Raw genomic sequence first — 11979 nt, 5'->3', positions numbered from 1 at the left:
ACGTTGAAATCCTCTACCGCGCGGGGCTGGCTCGCGACTGCAGCCGGGGCAATTGCCATCTATTTGGCGCTGCGATTTTTGTACACCGCATACATCCCGTTGATGAACGACTTTGAGGTGTACTTCTACGGCGGCAGCCGCGTCCTTGAACAAGGCGAGTCCGCTGTCAGTGGGTTGTACGCCCCGCGCGAAGGGTTGCCCTTTACCTACCCACCGTTCGCGGCGCTGCTATTTGCCGGGCTTGCGAGCATCGGTTTTGGTGCTGGAATTGTGGTGTTCACTAGCGCCGCGCTGGTGGGCGCTTTAGTGGTTTCAGCGTGGCTGTCGCGGCACCTTTTTGGCTACCGCACGTGGCGGACCGCTGTTACCGACTGGCGATTCCGGACAGCTGCCTTGGGCGGTGCTGCGGCAGTCCTGCTCTTGGGACCTTGGCGGGACACCTTTGACTTTGGCCAGATCAACATCATTTTGATGGGGCTGATCCTGGCCGACTTTGCCCTGTACAACAAGGTCTTGTCTCGGAGCGCTCAGGGGCGGACTTTCCGTTGGCCGGCCGGACTCCTGATCGGTATAGCCGCTGGTATCAAACTGACTCCGCTGGCTTTTGGTTTGTACTTTTTAGTCCGGCGAGACTTTAAAGCACTCGGCTGGATGGCCACCGGTTTCTTTGGCTCCATTGCACTGGCTTGGGCGATTATTCCGAATGCGTCGCTGACGTTCTGGACCAAAATTCTTCCTGACACGGGCCGCATCGGTGGCCCGGCCTACATGGATAATCTCTCCGTCAAGGGTCTGCTTTTGCACTTGGGCCTGCCTGATTCTGGGCTGACCAGCGCGTTATGGATGCTCATTGCCATCGCCTTGACTGTTCTTGCCGCATTGGTGATACACCGGGCCCTCGCCGCACGGGAAAACTTTGTGGCAGTCTCCGCCACCGCTCTTTTGATGCTCCTGATCAGCCCGGTTTCGTGGTCCCACCACTGGGTGTGGATTGCTGTGGCGTTGCCCTCGATGGGCTTTGCCATGCACCGTATGCCTGCCCGCCGCGGCGGAATGCGCATTGCAGGATGGATCATCCTTTCGGTCACAACAGTGGTGTTTTACCTGACGCCGAAGTACCTGACCATGATGGCTGGTGCGCGCGAGTGGGGCAAAGATCCTCAGACGCAATGGCAGTTGATGGCCTCGAGTCCAGGAGTCTTGTGCGGCATCGCCATGCTGATTTATTGGTTCATCGCGTACCGACCGCTGGGCCGGGCCGCGGTTCAGGCCACTGCGTAGCCTGAATTGCCGCACTTGCTGAACTGCTGCACGTCATGAACTGGGACACTGAGAACATGCGTTCCCTCTTCAACCGGCGCTGGGGTGGCCTGGTCCTAGCGCTGGTGCTCCCGGCGACAGTTGAACTAGCTGTGTCCGCTGCCAACTATCGCAATTTCAACATTGTGATGCTTTTGCACTTGGCCGCGGCAGTGACAGTTGCCGCCATTGGGGGAGTATGGGCCGCAGTGGTGGCCTCCATCCTGGGCTTTCTGCTGCTGAACTACTTCTCGGCCGTGCCCGTCCACACCTTTTCCATCGCAGACCCGTCCACACTCTTTACCCTCGTGATGTTCCTCGCCGTAGCCTGCTCCATGGCTGTTGCTGTAGGAACGGCAAGGCGCCGAGCCATCCAAGCCCAAGCAGCTAGCAAAGAAGCGCACTCCCTCAGTGAGCTGGCCCTCCAGATTCTGGCCAGTGGAGGAACTCTCTCAGCATTTTTGGACCGGGTTCGTGATGCTCTCAACGTCCCAGCTATCACCTTGCTCAAACAACTGAACACGGGGGAGGGCCATTGGAAAGTCTTGGCGAGTTCCGGTGAGAACCCGCCGATGACGCACGCCTCCGCGGACAGTACCGCCGTCGTCGACTCTCAATACACGCTGCTGTTGCGCGGCACGGCACCGGGCCCGGCGCAACAGCGGCTGCTTAATGCCTTCGGCGCTTACTTGGTGGCCATACGGGAACGGCGTGAACTGGTTCAAACCCAGCAGGATAATGCTCGGCTCGAAGAAGGTAATTCCATGCGCACAGCCATTTTGCGGGCCGTCTCGCATGACTTGCGCACTCCGCTCTCGGGGATCAAACTCGCGGTCAGTAGTCTGCGGCAGCCCGGTGTTGAGCTGCCAGCCGAGGATCGGAGCGAACTGCTCGAGACCATCGAAGATTATGCTGACCGGCTGGACCATCTGGTGGGCAACCTGCTGGATATGTCCAGACTCAGCGCCGATTCCGCCACCCCACTTCTAGCCCCAGTGATGTGGGCTGATTCCCTGCCTGAGGCAATGCGTGGTTTAGACACCAGCACTATCCACATCGAACTTAGCCCCGCAGCGACGCCGGTGCTGGCAGACATCGGGATGCTCGAACGAGTGGTGGCTAACTTGTTAGAAAATGCGCTTAAATACGCGCCGGGTCAAGCCATCGAAATTCGTGACGTGGCCGGGAGGTCAGCCGAGGGCAGCCCTGCGGCGCAGTTAATCATCGCCGATCACGGTACTGGGGTTGATCCGGAAAAGCTTCACGTGATGTTCCGCCCCTTCCAAAGATTGGACGACGGCGCCGCGCACGGTTTGGGCCTTGGGCTCGCCGTTGCCAAGGGACTCAGCGAAGCAATGGGAGGCACACTTGGTGCCGAGCCGACGCCGGGCGGCGGGCTGACGGTGACCCTGACCCTGCCGCTATACGAGCCGCCGGTACAAAACCTAGACGCAGAGGCCAGCGAATGATCAAGGTACTTATTGTTGAGGACGAAGGCGGGATTGGCCGCGCGCTGAAAATCAACTTACGCGCCCACGGCTACGCTCCCACTCTGGCCGCCAGCGGTGAAGCAGCGCTTGCCGAAGCCCAAGCGGACCCGCCCGCCATGGTGGTTTTGGACTTGGGCCTGCCGGACATGGATGGAATCGAAGTCATTCGGCGGTTGCGCAGCTGGAGCCAAGTGCCCATTCTGGTGTTGTCCGCCCGGCACGGTTCTGAGGACAAAGTGGAGGCGCTCGACGCCGGAGCTGACGACTACATCACCAAACCCTTTGGACTGGACGAACTATTAGCCCGCTTGCGTGCTGCGGCACGCCGTTCGGAAGCGGAACCGGGTGTTCCTTCGGTGACTACCGCCGAGTTTGTGGTGGACCTGGCCGCTCGCAAAGTTACCAAGGGTGATGAACCTGTTCGCCTGACGCCCACCGAGTGGAGCATCCTAGAAATTCTGGTGAGGAATCAAAGCAAGCTTGTGACTCAGCAGCAGCTCTTGGTCCAAGTGTGGGGGCAGGCCTACGCGAAGGAAACACAATACTTACGTGTATATATGGCTCAATTGCGTCGCAAACTCGAAGCTGACCCGTCCGCGCCCCGGCACCTTCATACCGAGGCGGGTATGGGCTACCGTTTTGATCCCTAAATTCTCGCTACAGCCGTAAGCTTTGCGTATGAAAACTGCCACCCTTCTTGCAGTCTGCCGGGTCCAGCAATTGCGCCAGGATCCGGGAAACGTAGGAATCACAGCCATCGACAAACACCCCGTTGAGGGACCGGTTAAAGTCAATCGGCTGGGCATCTATGCGGATATTCAGGCAGACCGTCAGCACCACGGTGGCCCGGACCAGGCCCTCTATGCCTATTCACAAGCGGAAGCGGAAGAGTGGGAGCGCAGGCTGGGCAGGGAGCTTCCGGCGGGGATTTTTGGCGAGAACTTGCGGGTGGACGGAATTGAAACCACCGGAGCCGTGATCGGGGAGCGTTGGCGGATTGGCCCGGATGTAGAAGTGGAAGTCACCGGCCCGCGAACACCGTGCGCCACCTTTCAGCGCTGGCTGGACGAGCCGCATTGGGTCAAGCGTTTTACCGAGGCGGGTTTAGTAGGCTGCTATCTTCGTGTGCTCAAAACCGGTCAAATCACCGCTGGGGACCAAATCCACCAGCTTTTTGTCCCCAGCCACGGGGTAACCATTGGCAAATGGTTCAGCTCTCCGGACTTGAATGACGTTGAAGCACTCCGGGACGCTGCCGCTGACGGTGAGCTGGTACTCCACGAGGATCTTCCGGGAAAATTCGAAAAGCTCGAGCAGCGCCTCACCTAGGTGAGGGTGTGCGCAAGCTCACCGACCGTCGTCGAAAATTAAGTTCCGGTCAAGGCGGCGGATGCATTATGATTGAAGCATCCCCCACTTCCGGTATTCCCTTTATTCTGCCCAATGTTTGAGGCAGGACTGGTACGAGTTGGGGCCCGCAATTTGTGTGCGGGCGTTTCATTTGGGAAGAGCCGGCCAGGAATCAAAGTCCTGGAAGAAAACGCTGTACAGACTGCTGGGATAGCAGCCGTACGATGCAGCGAGAAGCCTTGCCATGGGATTGGAATAGCGCCGGGTTTCACTATGCCGAGTCAGACGACTTTGGCTTTTGTAATGCGGCTCAGCTCTTGCCTGAGTAGCGCCGCCTGGCCTACGAATGAGGACTATTCCCCATGCCCCAAAACTTTACTGAAACCACCGAATCCAACGAATCCGTTGAAGCTGTAGAAACCGTCGATGCGACTGTGACCAGCGAAAACACCAACACTGATGCTGCAGAAGCAGCTGTTGAAGCTCCCGCGGAAGAAGCATTCGTTAAGGAAGCTCCAAAGGAAGCCGCAGCGCCTGCTGTTGAGCTCGAAGAAGAAGGCGTGAAGTTCGCCGACCTGGGCATCGACGGCCGCGTTCTCGCCGCTTTGCAAGATGTTGGATACGAGAAGCCTTCACCCATTCAGGCAGCCACCATTCCGTTGCTGCTCGAAGGCCGCGACGTTGTTGGTTTGGCTCAGACCGGTACCGGTAAGACTGCAGCTTTCGCGGTACCGGCACTGTCCCGCTTGGCTGAACTTCACGACCTCAACGGTCCCTCCCGCAAGACCCAGGCGCTGGTTCTAGCGCCTACCCGTGAGCTTGCACTCCAGGTAGCCGAGGCGTTCACCTCCTACGCCAAGCACATCGATGACTTCACTGTTCTTCCGGTTTACGGTGGTTCCGCATACGGACCTCAGCTCGCTGGTTTGCGCCGCGGTGCTCAGGTTGTTGTTGGTACCCCGGGCCGCGTCATTGACCACATCTCCAAGGGTTCTTTGGACCTTTCCGAACTCCAGTACTTGGTATTGGATGAGGCTGACGAGATGCTCCGTATGGGCTTCGCTGAAGACGTTGAGCAGATCTTCCAGCAGACCCCCTCTGACCGTCAGGTTGCGTTGTTCTCTGCAACCATGCCGGGCCAGATCCGCCGGATGTCCAAGCAGTACTTGAACAACCCCGCGGAGATCTCGGTCAAGTCCAAGACCACCACCGGTGCCAACACACGCCAGCGGTACTTGCAGGTTATGGGCCCGCACAAGCTGGACGCGCTGACCCGCATCCTCGAGGTTGAAGAGTTCGACGGCGTTATCGCCTTCGTGCGTACCAAGATGGCTACCGAGGACTTGGCTGACAAGCTCAAGTCACGCGGTTTCCAGGCAGCAGCGATCAACGGTGACATTCCGCAGCAGCAGCGCGAGCGCACGGTTGACGCGCTCAAGGAAGGTCGCATCGACATCCTCGTTGCTACCGACGTCGCAGCTCGTGGTCTTGACGTTGAGCGCATCAGTCACGTCATCAACTACGACATTCCTCACGACACCGAGTCCTACGTGCACCGCATTGGCCGTACGGGCCGCGCTGGCCGCTCCGGTGACGCGATCCTCTTTATGACTCCTCGTGAGAAGTACTTGCTCCGCTCCATCGAGAAGGCCACCCGCCAGCCCGTTGAGCAGATGCACTTGCCCACCGCCGAGACTGTGAACACCTTGCGTTTGGGTAAGTTCGCGGAGCGCATCACCGAGACGCTTGAATCTCAAGATGTTTCGATGTTCCGCGATCTCATCTCCTCTTACGAAGAAGAGCACGGCGTACCTGCTGCCGAGATCGCCGCAGCATTGGCTGTAATGGCTCAGGGCGGTCAGCCGCTTTTGGTCAAGGATCTCCCGGCGGCACCGGAATTCCAGAAGCGCGAGCGCTCCAAGGACGGTTTCGGCTCACGCGGCCCGACCCGCACCTTGACCGAGGGCAATGCCACCTACCGCATCGCCGTTGGCCGTCGCCAGCGCGTGATGCCGGGCTCGATCGTTGGCGCCATCGCCAATGAAGGTGGCCTTTCTTCCGCTCAGATCGGTGGCATTGACATCCGCGCTGACCACACTCTGGTGGAACTGCCGGCTGACCTGAGCCAAGAGCAGTTGCGCGCACTGTCCCGCACCCGTATTGGTGGCGAGCTGATTCACCTCGAACTGGACAATGGACGCAAGCCTTCCGGCGAGCGTGCAGCCTACCAGGGCGGCCGCGATAACCGCGGTGGTGGACACTTCAAGGGCAACGGCGGCTTCAAAAAGGACTTCCGCAAAAACGATGGCGAGCGTAGCTCTGCCGATCGTGGCGGCCGCTCCTACAGCGATCGTTCCGAGCGTAGCGCCGGTGGCTATGGCGACCGCGAAAACCGTGGCGGCGAGCGCGGCGGTTACAGCGGTGGCGACCGTGGTGGTTACGGCGGAGCCCGCAAGCCCCGTCAAGAAGGTCAGGGCGGTTTCGCTGGCCGCAATAAGTGGTAATTCTTGATTCTTTCTAAGCTGAAATAGCTTCGAGTCCTAAAAGCGGGAGTGCACCTTTGGCAGTGCACTCCCGCTTTTTTGTGCCCTTGTTTTTGCGCCGGTTTGTGCCCCGGAATGGGTAGAAAATGTCTCCGGAATGGTTGTGATGTGATCTGCGCGATATTCAGGGCCAAATGGGCACTTCTCGATTTGTTGCACTGCCAAACATCCGGTAAAGTATTTACTCGTTGCCCCCCTAGCTCAGTGGTAGAGCGCGTTCTTGGTAAGAACGAGGTCACCGGATCGATTCCGGTGGGGGGCTCTGAATGAGGGCCTGTGTCAAGGCGGTTTTTGACCGGCTTGACACAGGCTTTCCTCATTCGTGGCGGCGTAGCTCAGTTGGTTAGAGCGCACGACTCATAATCGTGAGGTCGGGAGATCGAGCCTCCCCGCCGCTACAGGCAAAATCCCCGGGACCCTAGTGGTTCCGGGGATTTTTTCGTTTCTTCACCACCCGTCGTCGTCCTGCGCTTGTGCCAGGGTTTGCCGCGCGGTCCTAGACATTTGTGGCTAGGCGCTTCAGGCTAGGAGCTGAACCGTCATCCTGTCTTCTAGCTCTAGGAATCCTTGTTATGACTGCACCAGTTGTGTACATCAGCTTCCCCGGTACTGCCGCCGAGGCTCTGACTTTCTATCAGGGCATCTTCGGCGGCGAGCTTGCCCTCTTCACTTACGAAGAGTTCAACCGCACGGATGGCCCGCCCACAGCAATTGCACACGGTGAACTTCGGGGCCCTATTTCAATCTCTGGCTCTGATGCTGCCGAAGGCGAGGCAAGTGTCCGGGTTGAGGGCTTGTTGCTCTCGCTCTTAGGTACGGCGGAACCGGAAGTCCTTCATGAGTGGTTCAACAAGCTCGCCGAGGGCGGTTCGACGCTTGACCCGCTAGTGGTGCGCCCTTGGGGCGGTTCAGACGGTCAAGTAACCGACACGTACGGACTCCGTTGGCTCATCGGCTACGAAGCAGCAACAACGTCAACTAGCAACTAGTAAAAGGAAACATCTTGTCCACTCCCGCTTCTTTGCCAGAACGTTCCGATTCCGATCGGATGTCCTCGCCAACGTGGTGGCGCCAAGCCTCCGTTTACCAGATTTACCCGCGTAGCTTTGCCGACTCAAATGCAGATGGCATCGGCAACATCAAGGGCATCACTTCGCGGGTTCCGTACTTGAAAGAGCTAGGGATCGACGCCGTATGGTTGAGTCCGTTTTACCCTTCGGCTTTGGCAGACGGCGGCTACGATGTGGACAATTACCGCGACGTTGACTCAAAGTTGGGCACTCTGGCGGACTTTGACGAGATGGCTGCCGCCTTGCACGAGGCAGGCATCAAACTCATCGTGGACATTGTGCCCAACCACTCATCGGACAGACACGAGTGGTTTCAAGAAGCCCTCGCCTCGCCCAAAAACTCTGCTGCCCGTGACCGCTACATTTTTCGTGATGGGCTGGGTCCCCATGGTGATGTGCCGCCGGCCGACTGGGACTCAGTCTTTGGCGGCCCAGCCTGGGAACGGATTGTTGAACCTGATGGAACTCCGGGGCAGTGGTACATGCACATTTTCGCCAAGGAGCAGCCGGACTTTAACTGGGACAATCCTGAAGTGCGTGAAGACTTCCTCAAAACCTTACGGTTCTGGTCTGACCGTGGCGTTGATGGATTCCGCATCGACGTAGCTCACGCCCTAGTCAAGGACCTTTCTGCACCGCTACCCAGCAAGGCCCAGCTTGAGGCTAAATCACACGGCGCCGACGGCTTTGTAGATGGCACCCACCCGTTTTGGGACCGCGACGACGTCCACGAGATTTACACCGAGTGGCGCAAGCTGTTCAATGAATACAATCCGCCTCGCACCGCTGTGGCTGAGGCATGGGTGCACACAGACCGTCGTGCCCGCTATGCGAGCCCGGAAGGTCTGGGGCAAGCGTTTAACTTTGACCTCTTGCAGGCCAACTTTGACGCCAATGAGTTCAAAGAAATCATCAGCAAAAACCTCGCGGACGCCCAAGCCTCGGGTGCCTCGTCCACCTGGGTCTTTTCAAATCACGACGTCGTTCGGCACGCCACCCGCTACGGCTTAGCTGAATCCGCTGGGTCTGAGCCCTCCGGGTCCGAAACCGAAATTATGTCTGGACAAGTTGGCAAACGCTGGCTTCTAGACGGGGGCCTGCGTGAAGATGTGAACGCCGAGCTGGGTTTGCGCCGGGCGCGTGCGGCCTCCTTGCTGATGCTCGCCCTGCCTGGTTCCGCCTATCTGTACCAAGGGGAGGAACTCGGTTTGCAGGAAGTCGGTTCTGAGATTCCTGATTCTGCACGCCAAGACCCGGCTTTCTTCCGCAACAAGGGTGTGGACGTTGGCCGCGACGGTTGCCGTGTCCCACTGCCATGGACTAGTACCGGAAGCTCCTTTGGTTTTGGTGACGGCTGCTCGCATTTGCCGCAACCACATTGGTTTGCTGACTACTCCGTGCAATCCCAAGACGGTGTGGAAGGCTCTACCCTCGAGCTATACCGCAAAGCACTAAAGCTCCGGTCTCAGCTTCAGTCCGAGGAAAAACTGGAGTGGCTCCCCAGCAGCAGCCCTGACGTTTTGCACTTCACGCGGCCCAACGGGTGGCAGTGTGTCACCAACTTCGGAACCGCGCCTGTAGCACTCCCGGAAGGTGACATTGCGGTCAGTTCAGCACCGGTGACTAACGGCCAACTGCCAGCCAACACCACTGTGTGGCTGATGCCCTAGTTTCTAGACGTTAAAACTGTGGCACCTTCGCAACGGGTAATCCCTCAGCTGTGAAAGTGCCACTAGTTGAGAGCAGTGCAGGAGAATAGCTCCATGGACCAACTCGCTTTGATCATCGGACTTCTTACGGCAACGGTCATTGCAGTGGGTCTGGGGGATCGCCTCAAATTGCCGTACCCGGTGCTGATGCTGATCCTCGCCGCCGGGCTGACTTTTGTTCCGGGGTTCCCTGATTTTGAGTTTGATCCTGAACTGATCTTGCCGGTGTTTCTGCCACCGTTGTTGTATGCCACAGCGCAACGTAGCTCTTGGGCAGTGTTTAAGGTGCGTTGGCGGACGCTGCTGATGCTCGCCGTCGGACTTGTGGTGGCTACCACGGCGGTAGTTGCCGGTGCAGCCTGGCTGCTGATCCCCGGTATCGGTATCCCCGCCGCCATCGCGCTCGGAGCAATGGTGGCCCCGCCGGATCCGGTAGCTGTGGAGTCGGTGGCTGGGCGGGTTCACATGCCCCGCCGATTGACCACCGTGTTGCAAAGCGAGGGGCTGTTTAATGACGCCGCAGCCATTGTGATCTTTCAGGCCGCCGTGGCTGCTGCCACCAACCAGACACAACTTGGCTGGGGAGTGGTCCTGCAATTTTTGCTCGGCGCCGTGCTTGCAGTGGCCGTCGGTGTTGTTATGGCCTGGGCGACTTCGCTGATCACCAAACTTGTCACCTCCATGGTTGCTCGGAGCGCCATCACCTTGGTGGTCCCATTCGCAGCGTACATTTTGGCTGAAGAAGTGCATGCTTCTGGTGTTATTGCCGTGGTGGTGGTGGCCTTGGAACTCAAACGCCACGCCCGCCCGGAGGACGCCGCGGAGCGTATTACCCGCACCGCTTTCTGGGATGTTGTGGAGCTGCTTGTCACGGGGCTCGCTTTTGGGCTGGTGGGTCTGGAAATTCGGCAAGTGGTTCGTGACGAGGGGGCCGGGATTTTTGGCATGATCGGCTTCTCCGTGGCCATTTGTGTCCTAGTGATCGCTGTGCGTTTTGCGTGGCTGTGGTTGCTCGCTGTTTCTGCCCGGCGGCGGGACGACGCATGGCAGCCTCGCTCCGCTAAAGAGGTACTGATCCTGAGCTGGTGCGGTATGCGCGGGCTGGCCACCTTGGCCTTGGCGCTGGCCTTGCCGCAGACGCTCGCGAACGGCCAAGACTTCCCCGGCCGGCACGAAATGATTGTGGTGGCCTGTGCCGTTCTGATGGCCACCCTGGTTATTCCGGGCTTGACGCTGCCCGCGTTGATGCGTGTTTTGAAGGCTCAAGAGGACGGCTCAGAGGAGCGCGAATCTGCCCGAGTGTTGGCTCACCGGGCACAGTCCGCGGCCATGGCGGCGCTCAAAAGCAGTGAATTGATTGGTGCTCTTCCACAAGAGAAAAAAGAGCTGGTTAAGGAAAAGATGCACCGTCTCCACGCTGAATTGTTGGACGGTAGTCTTCGCAGCGAACCAGTCAAGGAACAGATTCAGCGGGGCCGGGAGCTGGCTATCGCCGTGCAAACCATCGCTCTTGATGCCGCCCGTCAAGAGGTTTTGGCCGCGCGAAACGAGCTTGACGTTGACCCGGAAGTCGCTGACCGAGTGCTGCGTCAGCTTGATCTGCGCACCATGATTATGCCGGAGTAGCTGGGAGCCTTTGTCTCTGACAGTGCAATTTCGGGCTATTCCCGTGTTCGCTTGTGGCTAGATCACTGGCCAAGCCCCGGGGGAGCAGTGCAATGCTGGAACCATGACTTCAATTGCGATTATTGGCGGACATGGAAAAGTAGCGCTACATGTGGCGCGTGTACTAAGTGGCGAAGATAGCGGTGTGAATGTAACGTCCTTTATCCGTAAACCGGAGCAAAGTGATGACATCACCGCTGTGGGTGCTACTCCCGTGGTTTTGGACGTTGAAAACTCCACCACGGAGCAGATCGCCGAGGCAATTAAGGGATTCGACGCCGTTGTATGGTCTGCCGGCGCCGGTGGGGGTGCTCCGGAACGCACCTACGCAGTGGACCGTGACGCGGCAATCCGCTCGATGGACGCCGCGAAAGCTGCAGGCGTCAAGCGTTACGTTATGGTCTCCTACCTCGGGGCAGGCCCAAACCATGGCGTGCCGCCGGAGGACAGCTTCTTTGCCTACGCCGAGTCCAAGGCAGCCGCCGACGCATACCTACGGGCCACAGATTTGGATTGGACGGTCTTGGGCCCCGGGGCGCTCACCGAGGAAAGTGCGACGGCGAAAATCACAGTTGTTGATAGCACTCCGGCCCAGCGAAGCGTCTCGCGCGAAAACGTTGCACTGGTGGTGGCTGCTGTGGTCCAGCGCCCGGACACGATTCACCGCACCATCGAATTCGTTGACGGTGCTGAGGAAATCGACGCAGCTCTCTAATTCACACTTATGTCTACAAGACACTGTGATCTAGAAGACGCAGAACTGTAACAAAACCGCACGGCACGGGTTGTGTTCATATTGTTCTGCTCACCTTACGGGCGAAACTTTGGCACAGTGCGGACTCGGAGGGCTACG

Annotated in this window: 9 protein-coding genes and 2 tRNA genes; all 11 read left to right on the top strand. The window is 58.7% G+C overall.

The genetic code is table 11. From position 1 onward, the window contains the following. The first annotated feature begins 3 nt into the window (after nt 1–3). Nucleotides 4–1281: a glycosyltransferase 87 family protein gene (locus ACQQCD_RS08710; RefSeq protein ID WP_430267997.1), complete on the top strand. Its 1278-nt coding sequence runs from the start codon at nt 4–6 to the stop codon at nt 1279–1281. 56 nt (nt 1282–1337) lie between these two features. Further along, entirely contained in the window at nt 1338–2768 is a 1431-nt protein-coding gene (locus ACQQCD_RS08705) for a sensor histidine kinase (RefSeq protein ID WP_430267996.1), read from the top strand. Continuing rightward, a complete protein-coding gene (locus tag ACQQCD_RS08700) occupies nt 2765–3439 on the top strand; it encodes a response regulator (protein ID WP_430267995.1) in 675 nt (224 codons plus the stop codon). The genes ACQQCD_RS08705 and ACQQCD_RS08700 overlap by 4 nt, the downstream gene beginning before the upstream one ends. Before the next feature lie 28 nt (nt 3440–3467). After that, nucleotides 3468–4118, top strand: a complete 651-nt coding sequence (locus ACQQCD_RS08695) for an MOSC domain-containing protein (protein WP_430267994.1) — start codon at nt 3468–3470, stop codon at nt 4116–4118. 383 nt (nt 4119–4501) lie between these two features. Continuing rightward, nucleotides 4502–6643, top strand: a complete 2142-nt coding sequence (locus ACQQCD_RS08690) for a DEAD/DEAH box helicase (RefSeq protein WP_430267993.1) — start codon at nt 4502–4504, stop codon at nt 6641–6643. A 229-nt stretch (nt 6644–6872) separates the two neighbouring features. Beyond that, nucleotides 6873–6944 (top strand) — tRNA-Thr (locus tag ACQQCD_RS08685). 62 nt (nt 6945–7006) lie between these two features. Then, nucleotides 7007–7080, top strand: a tRNA-Met gene (locus tag ACQQCD_RS08680). A 174-nt stretch (nt 7081–7254) separates the two neighbouring features. Next, nucleotides 7255–7671, top strand: a complete 417-nt coding sequence (locus ACQQCD_RS08675; RefSeq protein ID WP_430267992.1) for a VOC family protein — start codon at nt 7255–7257, stop codon at nt 7669–7671. A gap of 14 nt (nt 7672–7685) precedes the next feature. Continuing rightward, on the top strand, nt 7686–9422 hold the full coding sequence (locus tag ACQQCD_RS08670; protein ID WP_430267991.1) for a glycoside hydrolase family 13 protein: 1737 nt from the start codon (nt 7686–7688) through the stop codon (nt 9420–9422). Nucleotides 9423–9515: 93 nt separating this feature from the next. Next, nucleotides 9516–11087, top strand: coding sequence for a Na+/H+ antiporter (locus ACQQCD_RS08665; protein ID WP_430267990.1), 1572 nt, complete (start codon nt 9516–9518; stop codon nt 11085–11087). 103 nt (nt 11088–11190) lie between these two features. Next, entirely contained in the window at nt 11191–11841 is a 651-nt protein-coding gene (locus ACQQCD_RS08660) for an SDR family oxidoreductase (RefSeq protein WP_430267989.1), read from the top strand. Nucleotides 11842–11979 lie beyond the last annotated feature (138 nt).

It is taken from the genome of Pseudarthrobacter sp. J1763 (assembly GCF_050490295.1).
In the GTDB taxonomy this organism is placed as follows: Bacteria; Actinomycetota; Actinomycetes; order Actinomycetales; family Micrococcaceae; genus JBNPEO01.
The sequence above is the reverse complement of the archived record's forward strand: the minus strand, read 5'-3'. Positions and strand labels throughout refer to the sequence as shown.